The organism is Flavobacterium sp. PL12 (assembly GCF_039123485.1).
Lineage (GTDB): Bacteria > Bacteroidota > Bacteroidia > Flavobacteriales > Flavobacteriaceae > Flavobacterium > Flavobacterium weaverense.
The window spans coordinates 86,375-112,946 of the sequence record NZ_JBANDI010000004.1; the positions used below are offsets into that span (position 1 = coordinate 86,375).

Consider the following 26,572-nt stretch of genomic DNA (forward strand, 5'->3'; position numbering starts at 1 on the left):
AGAGCGCTTCAAAAATGAGAAGTTATAAAAATTAAAACAAAAAAGTAAAAAATATTAAATGTTACTTCAATAAATGAGAATAATCATCAGGTAAAGCAGCATCAATATCACGAAGATACTTTTCAAGAGCTTCCATTGTTTGGTGTCCTGTAATTTGCATCAAGGTACTTTTGGTTTCAAAAGGGGTTAAGGTTTTGTTTAACTCTCTGTACAAGTTTGTTATTGAAGTGTGTCTGAAACTATAAAGCCCATAATCCTTTCCTAATTTAAACTCATCTTTTACAGTTTTGAAACGTTTTGAGAAATGATCTCTTCTGTTATTTTCTTCCGCATCCCATTCTCCTCCAATTTGAGTTGGACAAAATAAGTAGTCAGTAGGGTTCATTTTCGATAAATCGGGTAATAAGTCCAATAGTTTTTGCGGTATTATTTTAATTTTGACTGCTTTATTTTTGGCTTTAACGAATAGTTTTTTTCCTTCTAAATCCAAATCACCTACTTTGAGCCTGCAAACTTCAACGGGTCTTAAAAAGTTATACGATATGAATTGGATAAATAAGAGTAGAATTTCGTCGTTTTCTCGTAGATATTTTAATAAATCAATCTCTTGATTGATAGAGTAGGTTTTGTTTCTTTCTGGGGTGGATTTTAATGTATTTATACTTGTAACTATATTATCTTTTATGATTTCATTATCAACTAATACTTGAGCCAATGAACTTAAATCAATACGGGTATTATTTCTATTTCGAGCACTAGTGTTCTCTAAAACTAAGTTCAAGTAATTGATAATAGTTTTTTTGTCTAATGTTGAAATTCCGCAGGTAGATCCATTGTTTAAATCCATCCAATTTAAAAACCGATTGATTCTTCCTTGTAATCCACTGTACGAAGTTTTGTTTATTACTTTGGCTTTGATTTTTAATCCAAAGTCAAAGGCTTCTCGAATAGTCATTTCATTTAGGATAGGAACGGTAGTAACGTCAGTTTTAGTTTGGATTATCTGTGGAGCTATGTCAATAGCAGAGACAATAACTTTTGGTTCATCAGTCTCATCAATGTTTAAAACTTCATTGATAAGAGCAGTGTTTTCTTTACTTGGGTCAAACCCTTTTCTTAATAAGTGTAGAAGATTTATTTTTAGAATTTCTAAACATTCTAATCGTTCTTCTTTTGTCTTTAATAAATTGACACCTGCTTTTATATTGTTTCGTCGAACTAATTTTTTGGTATCAGGATTTCTAAAAGAATAATAAAGATACCATTCTTTAGAAAGTGCCTCTTTTTGTTCGGTTTTGGAGAGTCTATTCCATTGTGAAATATCAATTCCTCCAGTGTAAAATTTTGGTGTGTTATAGTTAAGTTTCATAGGCAAATCGTGTACGGAAACGTGTACGGCACGTAAAAGTAGTGAAATTGATTCCATAAAAAAAGCGGCTTCGTGTACACGAAGCCGCTTGCCTATTGATTTTAATCTAGTAGCGAGACCGAGATTTGAACTCGGGACCTCAGGGTTATGAATCCTGCGCTCTAACCGACTGAGCTACCTCGCCAAATACTCAAGGTTTGTTGGCCTTGAATGCGGGTGCAAATATATAAATTATATTAAAGATTGCAAACATATTTTAAAGAAAAAAAATATTTTTGTAAATGCTTTCTTTTTGTAGTTATATTCTATATATTTCGGAAAAATTAAATGCAGCTCATGGATCAGAAAGTACGTTACGAAATCGAGTTTCCTATAAATTCTTCGCCTCAATTATTGTATCAATATATATCGACTCCATCAGGTTTGTCTGAATGGTTTGCCGACAATGTTAATTCTCGTGGTGAGTTCTTTACTTTTATTTGGGATGACTCAGAAGAGAAGGCAAGACTTGCTTCTAAAAAAACGGGCGAAAAAGTGAAATTCAAATGGGTTGATGATAAAGGAAAAGATACTGAATACTTTTTTGAACTACACATTTTAGTTGATGAACTTACTAAAGACGTTTCCTTAATGGTAGTGGACTTTGCTGAAAAAGATGAAGTAGACGAAGCAACTTTATTATGGGAAAATCAAATCTCTGATTTGAAACATCTAATAGGTTCTGTTTAGTAAAATCATATTTTATAACATATATTTGCCCTAAATTTTATTTAGGGCTTTTTTATGATCAATTTTAATGGAACTATCGTGTCTGAGGACGCTAATATACTTACTCAAAATCGTGCTTTTTTATATGGTGATGGAGTTTTTGAAACTGTTAAAGTATTAAATAATAAAGTACTTTTCTTGGAAGATCATTACTTTAGATTAATGTCTTCGATGAGAGTTGTTCGTATGGAGATTCCAATGAATTTTACCATGGAATATCTTGAAGAGCAAATACTTTCAACTGTAAATGAAAATTCGATAGCGCATTCTTCTCGTGCGCGTATAACAGTATATAGAAATGACGGCGGTTATTACTTACCCAAAATTAATACCGTGTCTTTCATAATTAGCGCTGTTGGTTTAGAAAAGCAGTTGTACTCTTTTGACAAAACCAATTACGAAGTGGATTTATACAAAGATTTTTACATTACTAAGCAGCTACTTTCTTCTATAAAAACTACTAATAAAATAATAAATATTACTGGAAGTATATTTGCCGACGAGAATGGTCTTGACAACTGCATATTATTAAACGACAGTAAGAACGTTGTCGAAGCTTTACAAGGTAACCTCTTTATGGTATTGGGTGATAAATTGATTACGCCACCAGTTTCAGAGGGTTGTTTAAATGGTGTAATGAGAAAGCAAATTCTTAGTTTAGCAAATAAAATAGCAAACTTGGAAGTGATTGAAGAAGTTATTTCTCCATTTGATCTTCAAAAAGCTGATGAATTATTTATTACGAATGTAATTAAAGGAATACAACCAATTACTCAGTATCGTAAAAAGAGTTTTTCAACGACTAGATCGGCTGAAATTTTAGAAAAACTAAATGAAATGATTGGAACTATTTAATTTAAATAAGGATTTTCGGGTGCGTTTAACCAAATTAAGTAATCGCCGCCAAGTTCTTTAATTTGATCTTTCCAAAAATGAGTTGCTGATTTACCAATTATTTTATTTTCGTAGCTATTAGAATTAATGATCCAAGAGTGACTTTCCATTTCGCTCTCTAATTGTTTTTCCTCCCAACCAGTATATCCTAAAAAGAAGCGGATATTATCATTGCTAATTTCTCCTTTATTGATCAGGTCTTTAGTAGATTCAAAATCACCTCCCCAGTAAATACCATTAGATATTTCAATACTATTGGGAATTAAATCTGGAATGTTGTGAATAAAGTACAAGTTATCCTGTTCCACAGGACCACCATTGTATATTTTAAATCGGGCGTGGATTTCTGGAATTAAATCCTGAATGGTGTACTTTAAAGGTTTATTTATAATAAAACCTACAGAACCTTCTTCATTATAGTCCGCTAATAAAATTACGGATCTGTTAAATGCTAAATCCCCTATTATAGTGGGCTCTGCTATAAGCAAATATCCTTTTTTTAATTTATCTTTAATCATTAGACTGGATTTTTTAATAAATTTAAGTTTTTTATTATAATACTGCCAAATAAAATCGATAAAATGTACAAAAAAACCTTCCAGTTGGAAGGTTTTGATTATATACAAGAGAATAGAATTAGTTTACTGCACCTTCTAATTCAGCACCTGCTTTAAATTTCACTACATTTTTAGCAGCGATTTGGATAGTTTTACCTGTTTGAGGATTTCTACCATCTCTAGCAGCTCTAGCAGAAACAGACCAAGATCCGAAACCTACTAAAGATACTCTTCCACCTTTTTTCAAAGTCTCTCCTACGTTTCCTAAAAATGACTCTAAAGCTAATTTTGCTGCAGCTTTTGTAATTCCTGCATCAGCAGCGATAGCATCGATTAATTCTGATTTGTTCATAATAAATAGTTATTAATTGTTGGTTATACAAATTGTTAATACACAAATTTAGTAGGAAATACGTTCCTTGCAAGTGTTTTATGTTAATTTAATTTATTTTGTTGATAACTTAATTTTTTTGTTGATAAATGATTAATTTTTTAACCTTTGGTTCCCATTACCCCCGCATTTGTTGATGTTAATGCACATTAGCTTCCTCTGAAAATTTAATTCCATTTAGTAATTCGGCTGTGCTCATTTTTTTCTTTCCTGGAAATTGTAGCTGAAATATTTGTATAAATCCATCCTTTACAGCAACTTTTATTTCCTTTTTTGTGCAAATTAAGCTACCGGTTTTATAATCGTGAGATTTAGTAATCATCTTTGACTCATAAATTTTCACATTCCATTCTTCTGTTTTATCTGTAAAGAAGCTCCATGCTGCAGGATACGGACTTAGGCCTCTAATCAAATTATGTATCTCTACACCTGATTTATTCCAGTCAATTTTGCAATTATCCTTATTGAGTTTGTATGCCGTTTTTATATGGGAATCATCTTTTTGAATAATGGTGGTTACGTTTCCTTTTTCAATCATTCTTAAGGTCTCAATAACGGTTTCACTACCCAAATTCATTAAGCGATCGTGTAAGTGTCCTGCATTTTCATTTTCATCAATTGCAATCTGCGAACTCAAGATCATCGCACCCGTATCAATTTTATCATCTATAAAAAACGTAGTGACACCAGTTTTTGTTTCTCCATTTATAAGAGCCCAATTTATTGGCGCAGCACCACGATAATTTGGTAATAAAGAAGCATGTAGATTAAAAGTTCCAAGTGTAGGCATTTCCCAAACTACTTTAGGTAACATTCTGAATGCGACTACAATTTGTAAATTAGCATTGAGAGCCTTTAATTCTGATAAAAAAGCTTCATCTTTTAAATTTACTGGTTGTAATAAATTAAGATTATTTGCTAGTGCATAATCTTTTACTGCTGAGTATTTTATCTTTTGTCCGCGCCCTGCTGGCTTATCTGCAGCCGTGATGACACCTACAATTTCATAATCATTCTTAATTATAGTATCTAGGATTCCCACAGCAAATTCAGGTGTTCCCATAAAAACAATTCGTAATTTTTCCATTATGATTTTAAAGTATATTTATTATTTGGTTTAACCAAAATTATGTCATTTTCTAATAATTCTTGTAACACAAAGATAACATCGTCCGGACTACTTCTCGTTTTATTTTGAATATCCCTTGAGTTTAAATTATCTTCGTGAAGTAGCTTTATTATTTCTTTCGAAAGAAGTTTAGTGTCTTTCTTTTTAATTTTTTTAGTAATACAAAAGGAGCAGATACCACAATCTACGCTTGTCTCCTCGCCAAAATAGTTAAGAATCAGCCTGCTTTTACAAATTGATTTTTCGCTTACGTAATTCACCACAGCTTTCAGCTGTTCTTTTTTTAACTGATTTTGATTCTCTAGATGTTTAGAGACCCGACTTATTGTCCGTTCGTCTTCGCGTACTTCATTAAATAGTATTGTAGCGTCATTATTTTTCGAATGATAATCTATAATTTCTTTCTCTTTTAATTTATGTAAAACAGCTAAAACTTCTGATTCCTTGTGACTAGATTTTTTAGAAATTAATTGCAAGTTAAAGGCTGTTTGCATCTCGTAAATTCCAGGATAGGTTCTTAGTATTGCTAAAATAATTTCTTCATCGTTGTGATTTAAACTCATGTAACGCATAACTTCTTTAGAGGGAATGAGAAACTGTAGTGTTATCTTTTCTGAAAATTCTTGAGATAGCGTGATAATACCTTGCCGATCTAGAAATTGTAAAGCGTTATACGTTTTTAACGTTGGGAACTCATATTTTAAACAAAATCGATGTAAATTAAAATTAAATTTCTCGTTAATTCCTTCACCATATGCGATTTGGAAATAATTATTCAACTTGACATACATCAAATTTAGAAATTTTTTATCGGGTAGAATTTTTATAAATTGATTTTCGGCTTGTGTAATATCTGATGGATTTGTCAACAAGAGCGCAAATGCTCTTTCGCCATTTCGACCTGCTCTTCCAGCTTCTTGATAATAGTTTTCCATGTTTTCTGGAAGCTGTATATGAATCACAGTTTTTACATTGGCTTTATCAATCCCCATCCCAAAAGCATTTGTAGCAACAATAACTTGGACTTTTTCATCCATCCACGCCTCCATATTTTTATCCTTTTCTTTGGACGAAAGTCCTCCATGATAATAAGTAGCATTAAATCCTAAAGAATTTAATTGAGAAGAAATTTCTAGACAGGATTTGCGATTTCGAACATATATTATTGAAGGCTGCGGATTTTTTTTCAGAATTTGTTCAATTCTAAAAAGTTTATCTTCTACTTCAAAAACCATATAAGCGATATTTTCCCTTGCAAATGATTTCTCAAAAACATGAGGTTCATGCAATCCTAATTCAGTGATAATATCTATTTTAACTCTTGGCGTTGCTGTTGCGGTCAAAGCCAAAAAAGGGGTAGTAGGAAAATGTTTTTTTAATTCAGAAATTTTCAAATAGGCTGGGCGAAAATCATGTCCCCATTGCGATACACAATGCGCCTCATCGATGGTAATTAAATTAATTGGGAGGTTTTTTATCCGTTCTAAAATCCAATCAGACTGCAGTCTTTCAGGTGAAACATAGAGAAATTTATAATTGCCAAATTGGCAATTGTCGAGTAAATCTATCATTTCTTCAGAGCGAATGCCACCGGTCAGAGCAATAGCTTTGATATTTCGTTTTTGTAAATTAGCGACTTGATCTTTCATTAGAGCTACTAATGGCGAAATCACTAAGCAAATACCATCTTTCATTAAAGCTGGAATCTGAAAACAAACGGATTTACCGCCACCTGTAGGCATTACTGCAAAAGTATCGTGGCCGCCTAAAACTGATGTAATAATTTCTTTTTGTAGGGATCTAAATTTGTCGTGTTTCCAATATTTCTGGAGTAGCGCAACTGCTTCTGGCATAGTTAACAAGTTTCATTAGATTGAAAAACATCTCCAAAAAATAAATTCTAAATCGGTATTTTATTTAGAAATTTCCTCTAATATAAATAGAATTCTGTTATCCATAGTATCTTTTGGAACTTCTATCAATTCGTAACCGTAATTATGATACGTTTCTATAAGATGAGAATTGATTAATTTCGCTTGCTCGAAGTTTTCATAACGTGCATCATCACTGATGTAGATTTCCTCCCAGGGTGGAAGAATAAATATTTTTGCGTACTTGTGTTCCTTGCATGCATTATCAAAAGTAGATGGATAACTATCGCCTATGTAGTGCATATATGCTAGAACATCTGGAATTCCGCGATCAATGAAAACTACTTCATGTGGCTCATTTGTAGCACTTTCGAATTGTTTTTTTCTTCCTTCTAACAATAGTTCGCTAAATAAAAGAGGTTTTTCAAGGAACAATTGCTCTATTCCTTGCTTTTTTGCTTCTAAAGTTACTTCCCGCGAAATTTCTGGATAACAACAATGGCCTTTTGCGACCAATCCATCGATGATAGTCGTTTTACCTGTTCCTGGACCGCCAATGATAACTATGATTTTTGTTTGCACCTTTAAAAAATAAGGCGCAAATTTACTTAAACTTATTGGGATTTGAAAAAATGATTGCTTTTTAAATACGATTAGGCAAAAAATCATAATTCAGCAATCATAATTTACTAATGAAACCGTATATTTGCCCTTATTTAAGATAGAAAATGGATAACAAGACTAAAGAATTCTATGATAGATTAAAAGTAGAGTTGGATATGAGTAATACATGGCCAAGCATATACTTGTTTAAATTTATTGTACCTACAGTAGACGATAATATAGTGCGTGTTGAAGCTGCATTTGATTGTATGGGAGCCGTTATCAATACTAGAAAATCTAAAACCGGAAAATTCACTAGCATATCCATCGATGTTACGATGAAAGATTCTCAAGAAATAGTAGATAAATACCTCGAAGTTTCTACAATTGAAGGTATTGTTTCTCTTTAAATAAAAAATATAATTTTAAATGACAAGCTGAAATGATTCTAAATTAAGAGGTTAATTGTCGGATAAATTTAAAAATATAAATTCAAATATGAATTCAAAATATATTAAAGAAAATTCAAACGATGTGGTGCATCATTTGGAATACAATGCAGAGCGATCTCATTTAATTATTCCTGAATATGGCCGTCATTTACAAAAACTAATAGATCAAGCAACAAAAATTGAAGATGATGTAGAGCGCAATAAAGCTGCAAAATACATTATTCAAGTTATGGGAAGTTTGAACCCTCATTTACGCGATGTTCTAGATTTTCAGCACAAATTATGGGATCAGCTTTTTGTTATGTCTGATTTTAAATTGGTAGCTGATTCTCCTTATCCAATTCCCTCTCGTGAAGTATTACAGTTAAAACCTGACGTGCTTCCTTACCCGCAAAATTTCCCAAAATACAGGTTTTATGGTAACAACATAAAATACATGATTGATGTGGCAAATAAATGGGAAGATGGCGATATGAAAAGTGCATTAGTAAAAGTAATTGCTAATCACATGAAGAAATCATATTTGAGTTGGAATAAAGACACCGTTAAGGATGATGTCATTTTTGAACATTTATATGAACTTTCAGATGGTAAATTAAATTTGCTTCAAAGTGAAGAGGAGTTATTAAATACTACCGATTTACTAAGAACGAATAAACGAGTTTCGAATAAAATTCTACCGATAGGCCAACCAAAAATTCTTAGCAATAAGAATCCAAAAAGCGGAAAGCCAAATCCAGCGCATAAAAATCAAAATAGAAAACCTTTGTAAAACAGTTATTTTTTAAGGATGTTGCTCATAGTACAAGCAATTTAATCATAAATAATAACCAATAATATAAATAGAAGATGGGAATTTTTAAAATAGAAGGAGGCATTAGTCTTAAAGGTGAAATCACGCCACAAGGAGCTAAAAACGAAGCATTACAAATTTTGTGTGCTGTTCTTTTAACACCTGAAAAAGTGATTATCAACAATATTCCTGATATTATTGATATTAATAAACTAATCACGCTTCTTGGAAATTTGGGTGTAAAAATTCAAAAAAACGGTCATGGATCGTACACTTTTCAAGCGGACGAAGTAAATATTGACTATTTAGAAACCGAAGCTTTTAAGAAAGAAGGTGGTTCATTACGGGGTTCGATCATGATTGTTGGTCCATTATTAGCTCGCTTTGGAAAAGGATATATCCCAAAACCAGGTGGAGATAAAATTGGCCGAAGAAGATTAGATACGCATTTTGAAGGTTTTATAAACCTTGGAGCTAAATTTCGTTACAATAGAGAAGATCATTTTTACGGTGTTGAAGCAACTGAGGGTTTAATTGGTGCTGACATGTTACTTGACGAAGCGTCAGTTACGGGTACTGCTAATATTGTTATGGCTGCTGTTTTAGCTAAGGGTATAACAACTGTTTACAATGCTGCTTGCGAACCATATTTGCAACAGTTGTGTAAAATGCTAAACTCTATGGGCGCTAAAATCTCAGGAGTTGGTTCTAACTTATTAACGATTGAAGGAGTTACAACTTTAGGCGGGTGCGAACATCGAATTCTTCCTGATATGATTGAAATAGGAAGTTGGATAGGTCTAGCTGCTATGACAAAATCTGAAATTACCATTAAAAATGTTAGTTGGGATAATTTAGGACTAATACCTAATACTTTTAGAAAACTTGGAATCACTTTAGAACGTCGAGGAGACGATATTTATATTCCTGCTCACGTGGATGGATATGAAGTAAAAACTGATATTGATGGTTCTATACTTACAATTTCTGATGCACCTTGGCCTGGATTTACTCCAGATTTATTAAGTATCGTTCTTGTAGTTGCAACTCAAGCAAAAGGTGATGTTTTAATTCACCAAAAAATGTTTGAAAGCAGATTGTTTTTTGTTGACAAACTGATTGATATGGGCGCGAAGATCATGTTATGTGATCCGCATCGTGCTGTTGTTATGGGGCATGATTTTAAATCACAACTTAAAGCTACAACAATGTCATCTCCTGATATTCGTGCTGGAATTTCTTTATTGATCGCTGCGCTTTCTGCAAAAGGAACAAGTACAATTCAAAATATTGAGCAAATTGATAGAGGTTACGAAGCTATAGACGAACGATTGAGAGCTATCGGAGCCAAAATAGTAAGGGAGTAAATACGCTCTTCAATAAAAAATATCGTTTAAGTGAACCACACAGGATTTTAAATTCAATTAGGTTTACTTAAACGATTTTATTTTTAATGTAATTTATAAAAGATAGAATGTCAATCGAAAAAACAGCAATACGAGCAACTTATTTTAGTATTATCGGAAATACGTGTATGGCTATTGTAAAAGGCTTAGCTGGTTTTTTTGGAAATTCTTATGCTCTGATTGCAGATGCAATAGAATCTACTACTGATATTTTTGCTTCATTTCTAGTTCTGTTTGGTATTAAATATTCGAACAGACCTGCCGATGAAAATCATCCTTATGGTCACGGTAGGGCAGAGCCATTAATTACTTTTCTAGTAGTGGGTTTTCTAATTACGTCTGCGACGATAATTGCTTATGAAAGTATTATTAATATTCAAACTCCACATCAGCTCCCTAAACCTTGGACTTTAATTGTTTTAGGCGCCATTATTATATGGAAAGAATATTCGTATCGAGTGGTGATGAAGAGAAGTTTAGAAACAAATAGTTCATCGTTAAAAGCAGACGCTTGGCATCATCGTAGCGATGCGATCACTTCTGTAGCTGCATTTATTGGTATTTCAATCGCTCTTTTTTTAGGTGATGGTTATGAAGCAGCTGATGATTGGGCAGCACTTTTTGCATCTGGATTCATATTATATAATAGTTACAAAATTTTTCGACCCGCTTTAGGCGAAATTATGGATGAGAATTTACATGATGATTTAATTGCTCAAATAAGAGTCGTTTCTATAAAAGTCGATGGTATTTTAGATACTGAAAAATGCTTTATTAGAAAAGCAGGGATGCAATATCACGTTGATTTGCATGCTACAGTGGATTCAAAGATTTCAGTAAAAGAAGGACATGATCTTGCACATAAATTGAAAGACACTTTAAGGGAGACAATACCGGAGCTTGGACATGTTTTGATTCATGTAGAGCCCAATGATTAGATTTCAATCTCAAAAACTAAAGAGGATTGTAATATCAATAATTTTTCGTTTAGCCTTTTTATAGTTAAAAAATATCTTTATTTTTAAAATTGAGAGTAGTCAAAAAAGGTGAATAAACGTATTGTTACATTTCTGTATCATTGATGTTATTCTTTTTTTTTACTTTACTCTAGATAGGGTTTAGGAGAGGATTATTCTAAAATATTTAAAAATTTTAATCCAAAGACTACTCCGTCGCCTTGAAAACCATTTTGGTACGATCGAACATAATCAACTCGTAGCATTTTAAATTTACCAAAACCTAAATTGTCTAATCCAATTGTCGCTTCAGTATATGGTTTATTTTCTGGTGTAGAAAGCGAATGGAAACCTAAGTTTAATGTAGATTTTAATTTATTAAGTAATGGAATTTTGTTCATAATATAACCTTTATCGTTGTACTCACCATGCAATTCGAAATAGGAATTATTTGTACTGTTAGAGTAGTAAGGAAGCAAGTTAAAGACATTCAAATAACGCTCTGTTTGTCCTACATGAGTTTGATTTCCATTAAAATGCTTATAATCGATAAAAGAAATTTTTTCCGCATTTAGAAACTTCCCAGCTCTTATATTTATACCTAAAACACCCTTATTACTTAATTTTAAATCATACGTTACTCTCGTGTTGAAATGATCAAATTCATACTTCTTTTCATTAGATGCAAATGCTTTCTCATAGGCTACATAAAGAGTGGGAAATTTTTCATTTGGAATATTAAATTTACCATCTGGTCTAGAAGAATATGTATTTCCAAAATTTATTCTAGCATTTATCGTTGCTTTGGTTAAATGATGTGTGTCGAAAGCTGGAGTTATAAAGTCGTTTGGAGCTAAAGGATTATTCGATGTGTACAAATCATCCTTACTAAAAAATGAATAGTCAGTATTATTAGATAGTGCTTTACGCTGCTGATATTCTAACTTACCGTTTATATTTACTCCATTGGCAACATCTTGGCTATAGCCAATGCCTGCTGCTTCTAAATTATACAATTTCATGAAATTATTCTTAAAAGCCAGAGAACTAACAGTATTGACTATTTTACTAATAGGGTTAGTAGCATTAAACTGCTTGACTGTGCTTCCACCTGAAACATACAAAGTGGCATAATTTTGATTATTGAAACGATGCAAAAATTGCCCCGTAGCACGTAGTCGATCTTCTGCGATTCCATAATTAAATTTGGTGCTAATAGAAGTGTAAGCTCCTTTTTTTTCTAAATTTTTTCTGTTAATATATTTGAAGCCAGAATCGAAATTGTAACCTTGAACAGTATTAAAACTAAATGATCCTAAATTTAGCAGTCCTTCATAACTAAGACTGTATTTCTCCTGGCTATTTTTAAACGTGTATCCCGTAACTAACTTTAGTACTTTGAATCTATTACCTTTTTTATCTATTGAATCGAGATATTTTTCAGAATTTCTAACTTTATAAATACTGTCTTTTCTACTATAATCGGTGTTCTCTTCTACGGTCAAAGGAATTGGTCGATTGCTATTCCAGAAAAGACTATCCTTTTTATTTGAATCAATTTCGATACGAGTAATTTCGCTCGAAAATGTTTTTGGAATGAATGCCTTCATAAATGCATAATTACTGTAGACGTAATTAAATTTTCCAGTGAATCCTATACCAAATGCTCCAGCTTCAATATCAAGACTTTGAGTGTTTTTTGCCCAAATTTTATTATTGCGATTATAGCTAAAGTTCTGTTTTATGGTCATTTGGTCAACAAATTCTTCTTTCATTCTGTACCCTTTTATATTTAAGTCTACAGCATAAATTGCCCATGAATCTTCAACTATGTATATGTAACCCTCAAAAACGGGTTCACTATCTCGCTTTGCAATAACTCTAATCTTGTTGATCATAGTGTTATTCTCGTCAAAAAAGGTCCCTTCTAACTTGTAATTATAATAATTGAATGCATTAGTAGCGATTGGAGAAATCATTTTTATACCAAATTCAACGGTATTGTCATAGAAATCGTAGAAGGAAGATCGGGCAGTATTGTAGCTGTATCCATTATCTCTACCGCTAACTTTTGAGGCTGTGACTATTTCTTTTAGATTGTTAGGCTTCTCAAAGGATATTTTCGAAAAAGTTTCAGAGAGTGAAATAATTCCTGTTCCTGTTGAATCTAGTGCGCCATTTAAATCACCAATTTTTTGACCTAATATTTGCTTGGGTGCATTTTTTAATTTGAAAATCCCTCTAGAATAAAAATCAGCGTTAAATCTGTTAGTTTTCTCTGTATTTTGTTTTCTACTAGCAATTGCATTTTTTATGATCGCAAGAGCGGGATTAATTTTCTTATTTATCACTACCTCATTAAGTGAGAAACTTTCCTCAATCATTTTGATGTCTAGTGTATAAGGAAGCTTAGCAATTTTTATTTTTTGCGTTTTAAAACCTAAATATTGAAAGATTACTGTAGCGTTTTCTTTTCCTTTTAAATTGAACTCAAAATATCCTTGCTCGTTTGTACTGGTACCATTGTAGGTGTCTTGTTGAAGAATGGTTACAAAAGGAAGTGGATTTCCTTTCTCATCTGAAACGATTCCTTTTATTTGTGCAGTGCTTATAATCGAAAAGAAAAATAATAGTAATAAGTAGTTTGTTTTCATGAAAGTTATTTCTCTCACAAAAATAGAAGAAGTTTAAAAATAGCCTATTAATAATTTGTTAAACATTTACAGTAGAGATTTATAAGCTCCTGAACTTACAAATACGATTGTATTGCTAATTCGTAGCTTTTTAATCCAAAGCCCAGAATTACACCTTTAGCATTTCCTGAAATATAGGATTGGTGTCTAAAGCTTTCACGTGAAAATGTATTGGAAATATGTACTTCAACTACAGGAGTACTAATTGCTTTGATTGCATCACCTATTCCTATAGAAGTGTGTGTGTAAGCGCCAGCATTAAGTATTATTCCATCGTATGAAAATCCAAATTCTTGTATCTTCCCTATTAATTCTCCTTCGATATTACTTTGATAGTACGATAAATCAACGGTTGGAAATTGAATTTGTAAAGTGGTAAAATACTCTTCGAAAGTTAGGCTACCGTAAACTTCTGGTTCGCGTTTTCCTAAAAGATTTAAATTTGGTCCGTTGATGATAATAATTTTCATAATTCCTTTTTTGTAAAAATAAAAAAACCGTTCTAATTTATAGAACGGTTTTGAAAAATTTAATTTTTATATTTTTTAGAATTTAAATCCTGCAGAAACTTGAACTACAGAGTTTTTAACTTGTGCTTCTTTAGATGCGTCTGTTAAACCCAAAACGTAACGACCTTGTAAAAAGAAATTATCAGTGATATTAAAACTTAATCCACCTGCTAATCCAAAATCAAAAGTCTCTGCATTTTTTGCATCAAATTTATTTTTCTCACTCAATAAAATAGAAGCTTGAGGTCCTAGGTCTAAACTAACCGCTTTACCTAAGCTTATTTTAGCCATAACAGGAATAGACAAATAACCTAACTCATTCTCAAATTCCTCTACTGCGTTTTTATAAGATGCACCTACAGTTGAGTATAGCAATTCAGGTTGGATTGCAAAACCTTCCGTTAATTTTATTTCAGCTATCAAACCTCCGTGGTAGCTTGTAATCGCATCAGTTTTGTAATTAGTGCTGTTTACTCTGATTTCACTTCCAGTTTGATTTGCAAAATTTAAACCACCTTTAAAACCAAAACGTACTGACTGTGCTTGCATAGTTGCTGAACCTACTAATAGAACTACTGCTGCTAGAATTACTCTTTTCATAATTTTTAATTTAATGTTTATTAATACTTGAAATGGGTCTTTTATTAAACTACTTAGTTTAATAATTATTGTTTACTAATTAACATCCTCCATTTCAAGAACTGTTCCAATAAATCATAATATGACCAAGTTTAACGTGTCATGTAACTTATAATTAATTTGAATCTAGTTTATTATTTGATAACTCTTTGCTTTTAAGTATTTTGGACGATTTTTACTTAAATATTCGAGAACTATTTTAGATGTGTTTATTTTTATATTTTTTTCGAATAAATAATTTATTTACTCCTAAGTGGTAATAGTGACGGTATTTAAAGGGATATTAATGCCACTGATGTCCCAATTTTACACATAATTTGTATTTTTTCTGCCTTAACAATGCTCCTATGAAAATCCTTATAATTCAGTCAAAAAAGACTTTTTTTACGTAATTAAATTTAGAATAGTATTGTATCAAGCTGTCCAACAAATAGTTACTTTACCTTTTTATATTTATAATTTTTTACTGACAAAAAGAGCTAATATTATTGGGTAAAAGCGATTAAAATTAGATTGTTTAGGTCTATATTTGCACTTTTAATTTTTAAAAATAATAAAAGAATGAAAAATTTAATTTTTACAGCTGCGGCTGTACTAGCATTTGGTTTTGCTAACGCTCAAAGCGAAAATGATTCAGCAAAAACTTTCGGATTTGCAGAGAATGATATCTTTGTTGAAGGTAATTTAGGTTTTACTTCTACGGATAACAAAAACACAAACGCAAAAACAAATTCTTTACAATTTTCTCCAAAAGTTAGTTACTTCATTAGTGATAATGTAGCAATTGGTGTTCAAGTAGGTGTTGGTAGCGCTAAAGGTGAATTAAACGGAGTTGATGTTTCAAAGAGTTCTAGTTTTAATGCTGGAGTATTTGGAAATTATTACTTTCTAGAATTAGGAAAAAGATTTAAAACTTACGGTAGTGCTAATATTGATTTTGGAAGTGCAAAATCAGGTTTAGGAAATGCTGAAGTTAAATCTAATGGTACAGCAGTTGGAGTAGGTTTAGGTCTTAACTACTTCGTAACAGAAAGAATCGTATTGAACTTTGGTTTAAGAAACATCTTAAGCTACAATACTTCTAAAGTTGATGCTCCAGGAGCTAAAAGTTCTTCAAACTTTGGTTTTGACTTAAATGGAAATGTTGCTAATCCATTCGCTGCAGGAAGCTTTGGTGTTGGATACAGATTCTAATTTTATTAGATATCGATTTAAAACCTCTCATTTTGAGAGGTTTTTTTTTGCTTAAAAAGTTGTTACTTTGTATTGATGGAGTGGAATTCGTATATAAAAAGTTATCAGTCATATTTGAAAATTGAGCGTGGACTTTCGGTCAACACGATTGATAATTATTCCTATGATATCGAGCGTCTACTTTTACATTTAACCCAAAATAAGATAGAAATATCTCCAATCAATATATCAGAAGAGTGTTTGCAGCAATTTATTTATAGCGTAGCAAAGGAAGTAAATCCGCGCTCGCAGTCGAGAATAATTTCTGGACTTAAAAGCTTTTTTAACTACTTAATATTTGAAGATTATCGAAAAGACAACCCACTAGATCTTATTGATACGCCCAAAACCGGTAGAAAACTTCCAGATACTTTATCTGTAGCGGAAATTGACCAACTTATCGACGCAATTGAATTAACGTCCAAAGAAGGAGAGCGAAATCGAGCGATGCTTGAGACACTTTATGGATGTGGATTGAGAGTTTCAGAATTAATCACTCTAAAAAATTCTGATTTATTCTTTGACGAAGGATTCATCAAAATTACTGGAAAAGGAAATAAACAGCGTTTTGTTCCTATAAGTGATATAACTCAAAAATACATTCAAATATATAGAGAAACAGTTCGAAACCATGTTTCTATACAAAAAGGATTTGAAGACACCTTATTCCTAAATAGGAGGGGACGACAGTTAACGCGCGCTATGATTTTTACAATCATAAAAAACTTAGCTGTAAAAATAAATTTAAACAAAACAATAAGCCCACACACCTTCCGTCATTCTTTTGCTACGCATCTATTAGAAAACGGAGCAGATTTGCGTTCTATCCAATTAATGTTAGGACATGAATCAATTACCACTACTGAAATTTATGTACATCTTGATAGAAAATTTTTGACAGAAGTTTTAAATTCCTTTCATCCTAGAAAGTAGTTATTTAATATACTTATTTATCATACTCGTCGTGAATTTTTATTCATCAAAACGTAGTAATAATTCTAATCAAATATTCCATAATTTGTTTAAAAAGATAAGAATTTATTCATATTTTAGCACATAATTAAAAAATTATTGAGTAAATTGTGATACAATAATACCTTATCTAAAGCGCTATGATTTCGAACTTTATTAATAACGGAAATTGCCAAGAGGTAAATGAATTTTACAGTAAACTGTTTGAGGAAATTCCTGATTTAATATTTGAATTTGTGATCACTCCTGACAACACCTACCTGTTTCCTTTAGTAAGTAAATCAGTAAATGAGCTTTTCGAATTATCCTCTAATAATTTTAATGATAGTGATAAATTTCTTGTCTACGAAAGAATATTTGAAGCGGATCGAATTCCATTTTTTGATTCTTTGGTAGAAGCAAAACGTAAACTTGAAAGATGGGAATATGAATTCCGTGTATCACTTCCTAAAAAAGGGATGCGATGGTTAAAAGTTTCATCAAAACCGGAGCGTTATCCTGATGGGAACATTGCCTTTTACGGAAGAATTTCTGATGTGACAGAAATCAAGAAGCAACAGTTACAGGTGAAAATTTCTGAAGAACGCTTTAAGTTTGCTTTGGAAGCATCAACTGCTGGTGTTTGGGATTGGGATGTCGTCAACAATACCGTTTTCTATTCTTCACAATCAATGAAAATTTTAGAGCAAGCTTCATTGGATGTTTTTGATACTCCTGAACGATGGGATCAAATTGTACATGAAGATGATTTAAAAAAATATTACTCAGATATTGAAGAGCATTTTGCTAATAAAACTCCTTATTACGAAAACCAGCATCGAGTATTAACATCGAGCGGAAATTACAAATGGATTTTAGATAGAGGTAAAGTTATTGAGCGTGATGATAATGGGAAACCACTGCGCGTAATTGGAACTCATACTGATATATCTGCTCAGAAAGAAAGAGAGTTGGAATTAGTTAAAACAATGGAATTATACAGTAAACAAAATAGCAGACTTTTAAATTTTTCGCACATAGTTTCTCATAATTTAAATACGCAAGCTGGAAATATTCAATCTATACTAGATTTTATAGAAGCTGATGATGATTCAGAGAGTACTAAAGAAATGCTGTTTGATTTGCGAACTGTTTCGAATGATTTGAATGAAACAATCGAAAATTTGACGCAGCTTGTGCTGATTCAAAGTAATTCTAATATTCCAATCAAATCTCTAAATTTAAAACATTATTTAAACAAGACTTTAGATTTGATAAAGAATGTCAAAAACTATGATCAAGTAACCATCATAAATGATATTGATTCAGAAACCTATGTAGATTTTAATCCGGCGTATTTAGAGAGCGTATTACTAAACTTTACGACAAACGCTATTAAGTATTCCTGTGTTGAACGTGGCGTGAGTATTAAATATTCATTTTCGATCGAAGATGGTAAAAAAACATTGTCAATTTCTGATAATGGCCTTGGAATAGATTTAGAAAAGCATGGTAGCTCACTTTTCGGAATGTATAAAACGTTTCACAAACACGATGATGCTAGAGGATTAGGTTTACATCTTACAAAGAATCAAATCGAATCGATGAATGGTACTGTCGCTGTTGAAAGTGAAGTAGGCGTAGGTTCAACCTTTAAAGTAGTGTTTAAAGACATCTTATAGGAATCATAGTAATTATTCTGCATCGTAAATTTAAGTACAAGAAACGCCTTCTAATAATAAAGCAAAAAAAAACTTCTCAGCAATGAGAAGTTTTTTTTAAAACTATTTTGTAATTTTTATTTAGCGATATTAACTGCTCTCGTTTCACGAATAACAGTAACTTTTACTTGCCCAGGATAAGTCATTTCTGTTTGGATTTTTTGAGAGATGTCAAATGATAGGGAAGCAGCATTTTCATCTGATACTTTCTCACTTTCTACAATAACACGTAATTCTCTACCTGCTTGAATAGCATAGGCATTCTTAACTCCGTTAAACCCGTAAGCAACTTCTTCAAGGTCTTTAAGACGTTGAATGTAAGAATCTAATACTTGTCTTCTAGCTCCAGGTCGCGCGCCTGAAATAGCATCACAAACTTGTACGATAGGAGATAATAAAGATTTCATTTCTATCTCATCGTGGTGCGCTCCAATAGCGTTACAAACTTCTTCTTTTTCACCAAATTTTTCAGCCCATTGCATACCTAACAATGCATGAGGTAAATCACTTTCAGCATCTGGTACTTTTCCGATATCGTGTAATAAACCTGCTCTTTTAGCTAATTTTACATTTAAGCCAAGCTCAGCAGCCATAATTCCACACAGTTTTGAAACTTCACGAGAGTGTTGTAGTAAATTCTGTCCATAAGACGAACGGTATTTCATACGACCTACTACTTTAATCAATTCAGGATGTAATCCATGAATTCCTAAATCAATAACCGTACGTTTACCAACTTCAATAATTTCGTCATCAATTTGTTTAGCAGTTTTAGCAACTACTTCTTCAATACGTGCAGGGTGAATACGACCATCAGTAACCAATTTATGTAAGGCTAAACGAGCGATTTCTCTTCGTACTGGATCAAAACAAGAAAGGATAATTGCTTCAGGTGTGTCATCTACAATAATTTCTACTCCTGTAGCAGCCTCAAGCGCGCGGATATTTCTACCTTCACGACCAATGATTCTACCTTTTACATCATCTGATTCAATGTTAAATACAGATACACAGTTTTCAACTGCTTCTTCTGTACCAACTCTCTGTATCGTATTGATAATGATTTTCTTTGCTTCTTGCTGAGCTGTTAGCTTAGCTTCTTCAATCGTGTCTTGTATGTGTGCCATTGCAGAACTTTTAGCTTCTGCTTTTAGCCCGTCTACCAACTGATTTTTAGCTTCCTCTGCAGATAATCCTGAGATTACTTCTAACTGTTGTAATTGGCTTTTATGTAAACGGTCAACTTCTGATTGTTTCTTGTCTAAACTTTCAATCTTAGTGCTGTATTCTAAAGTTTTAGATTCAAAATCATCATTCACTTTTTTAGCCTTCGATAATTCATTTGAAATTTGAGATTCTTTATCTCGAACTCTTTTTTCTATTTCAGCAACTTTCTTATCACGTGATAAAATCACTTGTTCATGTTCTGATTTTAATTCGATAAATTTTTCTTTTGCTTGAAGAATTTTATCTTTTTTTATGTTTTCTGCTTCGAGATTAGCATCTTTCAAAATTGAAGCTGCTTCTTTCTTAGAATTTTTTATTAAGTTAGAAATATTGCTTTTTTCTATTAATTTGGCTATCCCAAAACCCGCTGCAATACCTATAATACCTGAGATTACGATCGTTAATATGTCCATGTTTGTTAAAATTTATATATAAAAAAAGCCTACATTAATTGCTTGAATAAACTCGAAAAGACAAGTTTTGAGCTAACTCACTGTTCAAGTTTCCTCGCCGAAGCGTGGCATGCTTTAGTAGTGATGATTTGCTCATTCTAAATTGTTAGTGTTGAGTTTACCAATTGTGAACTAATGTAGGCAGTATCTTAGTTTTTGTAAAGAACGTTTATTTGTCGAGATATTGATCTAAAACAGCATTGATTTTTTTAATTCTCTCGATGGTTGCTTCACCGTCAATAGCATTATCAATTTGTTTTTGTTCTGTTTGCGAAGCAAATTGTAGGGCACACATCGCCAATACATCTTGTTTATCACGTACGGCGTAATTTTCTTCAAATTGCTTAATCATTTTATCAATTTTTTTAGAAGCGCTTCTAAGCCCTTCTTCTTGAGAGGGATCTACCGTTAAAGGATAAACCCGGTCTGCTATCGATATTTTAATTTTAAGCTTTTCGTCCATATCTTATCTTAATCTGATAGTTGTGCTATACAATAATCTATTTCGCGAATTAATGAATTTATTTTAAGCTTTGTATCTCTTTTATTATCGTCACTGCCTAATAATGAACTGGCTATTTTGAGTGTTTCATACTGTGATTTCAATGACTGAATCTCTTCAGATTGAGCTTGTATTATCGATGCAGTATTTATTAATTCACTTTTTAAATCTTGATTATTTTTCTCTAAACTTTTCATTTTAATGAAAAGTTTTTCGACTTTATTTTCAAGAGTATCAATAATTTCTGCAATTACACTCATTATATATCTTATTCATTACATAATCATACAAAGTTAGTATTCCTTTTTAATTTTGCAATATTTTATTATTTTTTTTGTCTTAATTTAGTTAATTATCAGTAGCGCAAATAGTTATAAACATTTTTTTTTACTGCAATTCTGATTAGTTTTTTTATCTTAGCAAAAATGTAAAACAATGAAATTTTCAGTACTTTTTTTATTTTTTAGCTTCTCAGTTTTTGCTCAGGTCGAATATCCAAAAGATTACTTTAGATCGCCTTTAGATATCCCAATGCAATTGTCTGGAAACTTTGGGGAATTGAGACCCAATCATTTTCACGCTGGTTTCGATTTAAAAACGCAGCAAAGAGAAGGTTTAAATGTCTATGCTGTAGCAGATGGATATGTTTCCCGAATTAAAATTTCAACTTTTGGTAACGGCAAGGCGATTTACATCAATCATCCCAATGGATATACTTCGGTGTACGGTCATTTAAAAACGGCTAATGGTGATATAGAAAAGTATATTAAGAATACACATTATAAGGAAAAGAGTTTTGAGATTGAAATGTTTTTCAAACCAGATGAGATGACTGTAAAAAAGGGTCAGATTATTGGTTTTTCAGGTAATACTGGATCATCTGAAGGTCCACATCTTCACTTTGAATTTAGGGATTCAAAAACGGAGTTTGTTATCAATCCGATGCTTTTTGGTTATGATAAATTTATAAAGGATACCAAGAAACCTACTGTTTCTGGTGTTTACGTTTATCCTCTTAATGCTAAAACAACAGTAAACCGAGCGAAGCGACCATTAATGCTTAATCTCTCTTTGCAAAAAGATGGTACCTATCTTTCTGAAAAGGTGGTTTCTAATGGAGCGATTGGTTTTGGTGTTTCAACTTATGATACTGACGATGTTTCGTTCAATAACAACGGAGTTTATAAAGTGCAGTCGTTTTTCAACGGAAAACCTAATTTTGGTTATGACTTTAATACGTATTCTTTTGACGAAATGCGTTACATCAATGCTCTAGTAGATTATTCGAGATATAAAAAATTACAACAGCGTGTTCAGAAACTGTACATGAAAACCCCATATAATTTAAGTATTATTAAAGCAGATAGTAATAATGGAGTTTTGCAAGTTTCACCAAATGTTACATCGCTTTATCGTATAGAAGTTTCAGATTTTTTTGGTAACAAAAGAACTATTTCTATTCCCATTCAATATGACCTGTTAACTACTATTATAGGTTCAGAACCTGTTCAGTCTAATTATTTCATTAAAGCGAACAAAGACAGCAATTTTGCACTTGGCAATATGTCCGTATTTTTTCCTGCAGGAACTTTCTATGATGATTTCGATTTTACCTTTGCAGTTAAGAATGATACCTTGGTTCTTCACGATGATACTGTTCCAGCGCATTCTAATTTTACGATTACTATTGAAGATTTAAAATCTACTGAAGCTCAGAAGGCGAAAATGTTTATCGGAAGAATTGACGGTAAGAAGATAAACTATAACTCGACGTATAGAAAAGGAAATACTTTTAGCACTAAGTCTAGAATTTTAGGAAACTATGCTTTAGTAAGCGATAATATAGCGCCTAGAATAACTATTGCCACTCCTGTCGAAGGAAAGTGGATTAGCTCTCAAAAGACAATTCAGGTTTCTATATCCGATGATTTGTCAGGTATAAAATCGTATAATGGATATTTAAATGGAAAATGGATTCTAATGGAATACGATAATAAAACAAGAAAACTAACTCATTTTTTTGAAGACGGAATTGTTGCTGATGGAGCTAATGAATTAAAAGTTGTAGTAACTGACAATGTAGGAAATTCAACTACCTTTGAAACTCGTTTTTTTAGAAATCAAAAAAAGTAATATCATTTGAGTGCAATCAAATTCTTTTCTGTATTTATTTTATTCGTGTTGAGTTTGAATTTGTCGGCTCAGACTGCTCGAATTAAAGGTGTTATTTTAGATGAAAATAGCGAGCCGGTAGAAAACGTAAATGTCTCGTATCTCAATATGGCAACGCAATCTAATAAAAACGGCTTTTATGATTTAAAGATCCCTGCAAACCAAAAAATAACTCTAGTTTTTACGCATGTTTCTTTGAAAAAGATTTCCGTTAGTTTTATTTTAAGCGCTAATGAAAACAAGGAATTTAATCCCGTCATGAGCGATCAACAAGAGCAAATGGGAGAAGTTATTGTTTCAGCAAATAACAAAAAAGTGATTACTGGTGTAACTACCATAGAGCCTGAAATGATTCGCAAAATCCCAGGTGCGAATGCAGGAATCGAAAATATCTTAAAAACACTGCCGGGAGTAAATTCAAATAATGAATTGAGTACACAATATGCCGTACGTGGTGGTAACTATGATGAAAATCTGGTTTATGTTAATGAAATTGAGGTTTATCGTCCCTTTTTAATTCGTTCTGGGCAACAAGAAGGTCTTAGTTTTACAAACACCGATTTAGTTCAAAATGTAGATTTTTCAGCTGGAGGTTTCCAAGCCAAGTTTGGAGATAAATTATCTTCCGTTTTAGACATAACGTATAGAAAGCCAACAAGTTTTGGAGCAGGGATAGAAGCGAGCTTTCTTGGCGGAAGCCTGTATGTAGATGCTGTTTCTAAAGATAAAAAATGGTCTGCTGTCACTGGTGTTCGTTACCGCAACAACAGTCTTTTAGTTAAAAGTCAAGAAACACAAACGAATTTTACGCCTTCTTTTGCAGATATTCAAACTAATATAAATTACACTTCTTCACCCAATTGGCAATGGAGTTTTTTAGGTAATATTTCTCAAAACAAATACCAATATCAACCTTTAACACGACAGACTCGGTTTGGAACTTTAGATAACCCAATGCTACTAACTGTTTTTTACGAAGGACAGGAAAAAGATAAGTACGATACTTATTTTGCAGCATTAAAAACTACATTTAATGCAGCAGATAATTTTACTTTGAAGTTTATAGGTTCGATATTTCACACTTTGGAACAAGAGTATTTTGATATTTTTGCACAGTATCGACTTAGCGAAGTCGATTCTAGTATTGGTTCGCAAAATTTTGGAGATGTTGCGTATACAAGCGGAATAGGATCACAATTGAATCATGCTCGTAATGACTTAGACGCATTAATTGTCAATACGGAGATTAAAGGATTTCATGACTGGAAGAAAAGTAAATTAGAGTGGGGAATTAAATACACTCGAGAGTCGATCAGAGATCGAATTATAGAGTGGGAGGTAATTGATTCGGCTGGATTTTCAGTAAATCCACCTATTCTTAATTTGCCTAAAAACAATCAACCTTATAATCCATACGTTGGTCCTCTTTTACCTTATCAAAATGTGCGAGCAACTAATTTTAATTCGATCAATAGATTTTCAGGTTATTTTCAATGGAGTTTAAAATCTACTATTGGTTCAACTGAAGTTTTTTATAATGCGGGAGTTCGCGCACACAACTGGGAAGTTCAAGGGGAAACTCTGGAAGGGAAGTCACAAACTACCTTCAGCCCAAGAGCACAATTTGCAGTAAAACCAAATTGGGAAAAAGATATGGTTTTTAGAATATCGGGAGGATTATATCATCAGCCGCCATTTTATAGAGAGTTACGAAATGCAGAAGCGGTCGTTCAACCAGATACTAAAGCGCAACAATCAGTACATTTTGTTCTTGGTAATGATTATAGTTTTAAGATGTGGACTCGTCCATTTAAATTAGTATCTGAAATTTATTATAAGTCACTGACAGATGTAAATACATATACTATTGATAACGTTCGTATTCGCTATGCAGCTAATAATAACGCAAAGGCATACGCGCAGGGATTAGATGTTAGACTAAACGGCGAATTTGTTCCTGGAACTGAATCATGGATTAGTTTTGGTTATTTAAAGACAGAGGAAAACAGTAATGAAAGAGGATATATTGGACGTCCCACTGATCAACGCTTGAAATTTGGGTTGTTGTTTCAAGATTATATGCCAAATATTCCAAGCTTGAAATTGTACTTGAATTTGGTTTACAACACAGGATTGCCAGGCGGTTCACCATCGTACGCAGATTCTTATTTGTACCAAAACCGATTGAATGATTATCGTCGTGTGGACGTTGGATTTTTTAAGGTGCTTATTGATAGTAAAATGGGAAAAAGAAAGAGCGATTGGTTAAATAATTTTAAAGAACTGGCAGTGGGATTAGAAATATTTAATCTATTTAATAACCAAAATGCAATTACAAATACGTGGGTGAGAGATGTTTATTCGAAAAATCAATATGCAATCCCTAATTATATGACCACGCGCGTTTTTAATGTGAAATTAACGGCTAAATTGTAATCACGCAAAATCTGAGTTTCGAAGAGATTTTCAGGTTTATTGAATTCGTTAAATCAGCGCTAATAACGGTTAACGTTTTTTAAAAATGCTTACATTTGAATTTTAATAGTATTACAATATGAAAAAACTACACATAACACTTATAGGAATTACAGTTTTGCTTTTTAGTAGTTGCAAAGAGGAAGTTGAAAAACCAAAAGTAACTTATGATCAAACAATTAAGACAAAAGAATCTATAAGAGCTGATTCTTCGCAAATACAAATAGCTGATTTACCTCTTCAAATGGATGGAACGGATTATTTATTGCATCCTGTTGCTGACTTAAGTATTCGTGAAAAAGGAATTAAGGCGCGTTATGGATCTTCAAATGTGAATGATTTAAGTTTTACTATTTCTAATTATGGTGAATTTGAAATTACTGGTTATCTGCAGAATATAAAGTTTCAAAAAATTGATTCGGATTCAATTCATAAATTAACTGACAAACCAGTTTTAATACAAACAGCTACTTATTTAAAGTCAGTTGCTGATCGAACGAACAGTCAAGTCATGGTTTACACCATGTTTGATATGGATACTAATAAAGATGGGAGATTAGATACAAGTGATATCAAAGCTCTATATTTAAGCGAAATTAGTGGCGATAGATTTACCAAGATTTCAACTGATTATCAAGAGTTAATCGACTGGAAATTGATTACGTCTAGAAATCGATTATATTACAGAACTGTTGAGGATACGAATAAAAACGGCGAATTTGATAAGAAGGATGCTGTCAATTATTATTATATCGACTTGTCAAATAAAGAATGGAAGATTATTAGTTACGAACCAGTTTAGGCTCGAA

24 protein-coding genes and 1 tRNA gene are annotated in these 26,572 nt (G+C 32.2%); 12 read left to right on the plus strand and 13 right to left on the minus strand.

The window, feature by feature from the left end:
* Positions 1-61: 61 nt before the first annotated feature.
* Together RCH19_RS03115 and RCH19_RS03120 are read right to left on the minus strand one after the other, a co-directional pair.
* Entirely contained in the window at positions 62-1,426 is a 1,365-nt protein-coding gene (locus RCH19_RS03115) for a tyrosine-type recombinase/integrase (RefSeq protein ID WP_343021996.1), read from the minus strand.
* A gap of 53 nt (positions 1,427-1,479) precedes the next feature.
* Positions 1,480-1,553: transfer RNA gene (locus tag RCH19_RS03120), tRNA-Met, on the minus strand.
* 152 nt (positions 1,554-1,705) lie between these two features.
* Between RCH19_RS03120 and RCH19_RS03125 the strand changes: the two genes are divergently transcribed.
* Together RCH19_RS03125 and RCH19_RS03130 are read left to right on the plus strand one after the other, a co-directional pair.
* Entirely contained in the window at positions 1,706-2,098 is a 393-nt protein-coding gene (locus RCH19_RS03125; protein WP_121926133.1) for an START-like domain-containing protein, read from the plus strand.
* A gap of 54 nt (positions 2,099-2,152) precedes the next feature.
* Entirely contained in the window at positions 2,153-2,992 is an 840-nt protein-coding gene (locus RCH19_RS03130; RefSeq protein WP_343021997.1) for an aminotransferase class IV, read from the plus strand.
* Here RCH19_RS03130 and RCH19_RS03135 read toward each other — a convergent pair.
* The 5 genes from RCH19_RS03135 to RCH19_RS03155 form a co-directional block, all read right to left on the minus strand.
* Entirely contained in the window at positions 2,989-3,549 is a 561-nt protein-coding gene (locus RCH19_RS03135; protein WP_343021998.1) for a YqgE/AlgH family protein, read from the minus strand. The two genes, RCH19_RS03130 and RCH19_RS03135, sit on opposite strands and share 4 nt — an antisense overlap.
* Positions 3,550-3,667: 118 nt before the next feature.
* Entirely contained in the window at positions 3,668-3,940 is a 273-nt protein-coding gene (locus RCH19_RS03140) for an HU family DNA-binding protein (protein WP_026706853.1), read from the minus strand.
* A 178-nt stretch (positions 3,941-4,118) separates the two neighbouring features.
* Positions 4,119-5,066 (minus strand): methionyl-tRNA formyltransferase, encoded by a 948-nt coding sequence (gene fmt / locus RCH19_RS03145; RefSeq protein ID WP_343021999.1) that lies wholly within the window; start codon positions 5,064-5,066, stop codon positions 4,119-4,121.
* Entirely contained in the window at positions 5,066-6,961 is a 1,896-nt protein-coding gene (locus RCH19_RS03150) for an ATP-dependent DNA helicase RecQ (RefSeq protein ID WP_343022000.1), read from the minus strand. Before RCH19_RS03150 ends, fmt begins: the two co-directional genes overlap by 1 nt.
* Positions 6,962-7,021: 60 nt before the next feature.
* A complete protein-coding gene (locus RCH19_RS03155; RefSeq protein ID WP_121926134.1) occupies positions 7,022-7,561 on the minus strand; it encodes an ATP-binding protein in 540 nt (179 codons plus the stop codon).
* Between the two features lie 146 nt (positions 7,562-7,707).
* Here RCH19_RS03155 and RCH19_RS03160 point away from each other — a divergent pair, with 146 nt between their 5' ends.
* From RCH19_RS03160 to RCH19_RS03175, 4 genes are all read left to right on the plus strand, one after another.
* Positions 7,708-7,992, plus strand: coding sequence for a DUF493 family protein (locus tag RCH19_RS03160; protein WP_343022001.1), 285 nt, complete (start codon positions 7,708-7,710; stop codon positions 7,990-7,992).
* An 88-nt stretch (positions 7,993-8,080) separates the two neighbouring features.
* Positions 8,081-8,806, plus strand: a complete 726-nt coding sequence (locus RCH19_RS03165; protein ID WP_343022002.1) for a DUF4290 domain-containing protein — start codon at positions 8,081-8,083, stop codon at positions 8,804-8,806.
* A gap of 77 nt (positions 8,807-8,883) precedes the next feature.
* Entirely contained in the window at positions 8,884-10,194 is a 1,311-nt protein-coding gene (gene murA / locus RCH19_RS03170) for a UDP-N-acetylglucosamine 1-carboxyvinyltransferase (RefSeq protein ID WP_343022003.1), read from the plus strand.
* 107 nt (positions 10,195-10,301) lie between these two features.
* Positions 10,302-11,171, plus strand: a complete 870-nt coding sequence (locus tag RCH19_RS03175) for a cation diffusion facilitator family transporter (RefSeq protein ID WP_343022004.1) — start codon at positions 10,302-10,304, stop codon at positions 11,169-11,171.
* 191 nt (positions 11,172-11,362) lie between these two features.
* Here RCH19_RS03175 and RCH19_RS03180 read toward each other — a convergent pair whose 3' ends face one another.
* From RCH19_RS03180 to RCH19_RS03190, 3 genes are all read right to left on the minus strand, one after another.
* Positions 11,363-13,843, minus strand: coding sequence for a DUF5686 and carboxypeptidase regulatory-like domain-containing protein (locus RCH19_RS03180; protein ID WP_343022005.1), 2,481 nt, complete (start codon positions 13,841-13,843; stop codon positions 11,363-11,365).
* 95 nt (positions 13,844-13,938) lie between these two features.
* Positions 13,939-14,352: a type II 3-dehydroquinate dehydratase gene (gene aroQ / locus RCH19_RS03185; RefSeq protein ID WP_343022006.1), complete on the minus strand. Its 414-nt coding sequence runs from the start codon at positions 14,350-14,352 to the stop codon at positions 13,939-13,941.
* A gap of 75 nt (positions 14,353-14,427) precedes the next feature.
* Positions 14,428-14,991: a porin family protein gene (locus tag RCH19_RS03190; protein ID WP_121926003.1), complete on the minus strand. Its 564-nt coding sequence runs from the start codon at positions 14,989-14,991 to the stop codon at positions 14,428-14,430.
* A 600-nt stretch (positions 14,992-15,591) separates the two neighbouring features.
* On the opposite strand from RCH19_RS03190, the gene RCH19_RS03195 reads away from it, so the two are divergent.
* The 3 genes from RCH19_RS03195 (at position 15,592) to RCH19_RS03205 (ending at position 18,896) form a co-directional block, all read left to right on the plus strand.
* Positions 15,592-16,224 (plus strand): outer membrane beta-barrel protein, encoded by a 633-nt coding sequence (locus RCH19_RS03195; RefSeq protein ID WP_343022007.1) that lies wholly within the window; start codon positions 15,592-15,594, stop codon positions 16,222-16,224.
* A gap of 75 nt (positions 16,225-16,299) precedes the next feature.
* Positions 16,300-17,196, plus strand: a complete 897-nt coding sequence (locus RCH19_RS03200) for a site-specific tyrosine recombinase (protein WP_343022057.1) — start codon at positions 16,300-16,302, stop codon at positions 17,194-17,196.
* A gap of 179 nt (positions 17,197-17,375) precedes the next feature.
* Positions 17,376-18,896, plus strand: a complete 1,521-nt coding sequence (locus tag RCH19_RS03205) for a PAS domain-containing protein (protein WP_343022008.1) — start codon at positions 17,376-17,378, stop codon at positions 18,894-18,896.
* 116 nt (positions 18,897-19,012) lie between these two features.
* Here RCH19_RS03205 and rny read toward each other — a convergent pair whose 3' ends face one another.
* The 3 genes from rny to RCH19_RS03220 form a co-directional block, all read right to left on the minus strand.
* Positions 19,013-20,575 carry a ribonuclease Y gene (gene rny / locus RCH19_RS03210; RefSeq protein WP_121926007.1) on the minus strand — a complete coding sequence of 521 codons (1,563 nt, stop codon included), beginning with the start codon at positions 20,573-20,575 and terminating at the stop codon, positions 19,013-19,015.
* A gap of 208 nt (positions 20,576-20,783) precedes the next feature.
* On the minus strand, positions 20,784-21,077 hold the full coding sequence (locus RCH19_RS03215; RefSeq protein WP_121926008.1) for a cell division protein ZapA: 294 nt from the start codon (positions 21,075-21,077) through the stop codon (positions 20,784-20,786).
* An 8-nt stretch (positions 21,078-21,085) separates the two neighbouring features.
* The gene (locus RCH19_RS03220) at positions 21,086-21,376 is read right to left on the minus strand and encodes a hypothetical protein (protein ID WP_343022009.1); all 291 of its coding nucleotides are present in this window, start codon (positions 21,374-21,376) and stop codon (positions 21,086-21,088) included.
* A 175-nt stretch (positions 21,377-21,551) separates the two neighbouring features.
* On the opposite strand from RCH19_RS03220, the gene RCH19_RS03225 reads away from it, so the two are divergent.
* The 3 genes from RCH19_RS03225 to RCH19_RS03235 all read left to right on the plus strand — a co-directional run bounded on the left by RCH19_RS03225 (position 21,552) and on the right by RCH19_RS03235 (position 26,565).
* Complete coding sequence (locus tag RCH19_RS03225; RefSeq protein WP_343022010.1) at positions 21,552-23,249, plus strand: M23 family metallopeptidase; 1,698 nt, start codon at positions 21,552-21,554, stop codon at positions 23,247-23,249.
* Between the two features lie 6 nt (positions 23,250-23,255).
* Positions 23,256-25,724 (plus strand): carboxypeptidase-like regulatory domain-containing protein, encoded by a 2,469-nt coding sequence (locus RCH19_RS03230; protein ID WP_343022011.1) that lies wholly within the window; start codon positions 23,256-23,258, stop codon positions 25,722-25,724.
* A gap of 118 nt (positions 25,725-25,842) precedes the next feature.
* A complete protein-coding gene (locus RCH19_RS03235) occupies positions 25,843-26,565 on the plus strand; it encodes a hypothetical protein (RefSeq protein ID WP_343022012.1) in 723 nt (240 codons plus the stop codon).
* Positions 26,566-26,572: the final 7 nt, after the last annotated feature.

Excerpts from the sequence above, each read along its gene's own strand:
- RCH19_RS03235 (WP_343022012.1), top strand. The coding sequence starts at position 25,843 with ATGAAAAAACTACACATAACACTTATAGGAATTACAGTTTTGCTTTTT.
- RCH19_RS03190 (WP_121926003.1), bottom strand. The coding sequence starts at position 14,991 with ATGAAAAGAGTAATTCTAGCAGCAGTAGTTCTATTAGTAGGTTCAGCA.
- RCH19_RS03150 (WP_343022000.1), bottom strand. The coding sequence starts at position 6,961 with ATGCCAGAAGCAGTTGCGCTACTCCAGAAATATTGGAAACACGACAAA.
- RCH19_RS03195 (WP_343022007.1), top strand. The coding sequence starts at position 15,592 with ATGAAAAATTTAATTTTTACAGCTGCGGCTGTACTAGCATTTGGTTTT.
- RCH19_RS03215 (WP_121926008.1), bottom strand. The coding sequence starts at position 21,077 with ATGGACGAAAAGCTTAAAATTAAAATATCGATAGCAGACCGGGTTTAT.
- RCH19_RS03140 (WP_026706853.1), bottom strand. The coding sequence starts at position 3,940 with ATGAACAAATCAGAATTAATCGATGCTATCGCTGCTGATGCAGGAATT.
- fmt (WP_343021999.1), bottom strand. The coding sequence starts at position 5,066 with ATGGAAAAATTACGAATTGTTTTTATGGGAACACCTGAATTTGCTGTG.
- RCH19_RS03225 (WP_343022010.1), top strand. The coding sequence starts at position 21,552 with ATGAAATTTTCAGTACTTTTTTTATTTTTTAGCTTCTCAGTTTTTGCT.
- RCH19_RS03200 (WP_343022057.1), top strand. The coding sequence starts at position 16,300 with ATGGAGTGGAATTCGTATATAAAAAGTTATCAGTCATATTTGAAAATT.
- RCH19_RS03175 (WP_343022004.1), top strand. The coding sequence starts at position 10,302 with ATGTCAATCGAAAAAACAGCAATACGAGCAACTTATTTTAGTATTATC.
- RCH19_RS03220 (WP_343022009.1), bottom strand. The coding sequence starts at position 21,376 with ATGAGTGTAATTGCAGAAATTATTGATACTCTTGAAAATAAAGTCGAA.
- RCH19_RS03125 (WP_121926133.1), top strand. The coding sequence starts at position 1,706 with ATGGATCAGAAAGTACGTTACGAAATCGAGTTTCCTATAAATTCTTCG.
- RCH19_RS03130 (WP_343021997.1), top strand. The coding sequence starts at position 2,153 with ATGATCAATTTTAATGGAACTATCGTGTCTGAGGACGCTAATATACTT.
- RCH19_RS03135 (WP_343021998.1), bottom strand. The coding sequence starts at position 3,549 with ATGATTAAAGATAAATTAAAAAAAGGATATTTGCTTATAGCAGAGCCC.
- rny (WP_121926007.1), bottom strand. The coding sequence starts at position 20,575 with ATGGACATATTAACGATCGTAATCTCAGGTATTATAGGTATTGCAGCG.
- murA (WP_343022003.1), top strand. The coding sequence starts at position 8,884 with ATGGGAATTTTTAAAATAGAAGGAGGCATTAGTCTTAAAGGTGAAATC.
- RCH19_RS03205 (WP_343022008.1), top strand. The coding sequence starts at position 17,376 with ATGATTTCGAACTTTATTAATAACGGAAATTGCCAAGAGGTAAATGAA.
- RCH19_RS03165 (WP_343022002.1), top strand. The coding sequence starts at position 8,081 with ATGAATTCAAAATATATTAAAGAAAATTCAAACGATGTGGTGCATCAT.
- RCH19_RS03180 (WP_343022005.1), bottom strand. The coding sequence starts at position 13,843 with ATGAAAACAAACTACTTATTACTATTATTTTTCTTTTCGATTATAAGC.
- RCH19_RS03115 (WP_343021996.1), bottom strand. The coding sequence starts at position 1,426 with ATGGAATCAATTTCACTACTTTTACGTGCCGTACACGTTTCCGTACAC.
- aroQ (WP_343022006.1), bottom strand. The coding sequence starts at position 14,352 with ATGAAAATTATTATCATCAACGGACCAAATTTAAATCTTTTAGGAAAA.
- RCH19_RS03160 (WP_343022001.1), top strand. The coding sequence starts at position 7,708 with ATGGATAACAAGACTAAAGAATTCTATGATAGATTAAAAGTAGAGTTG.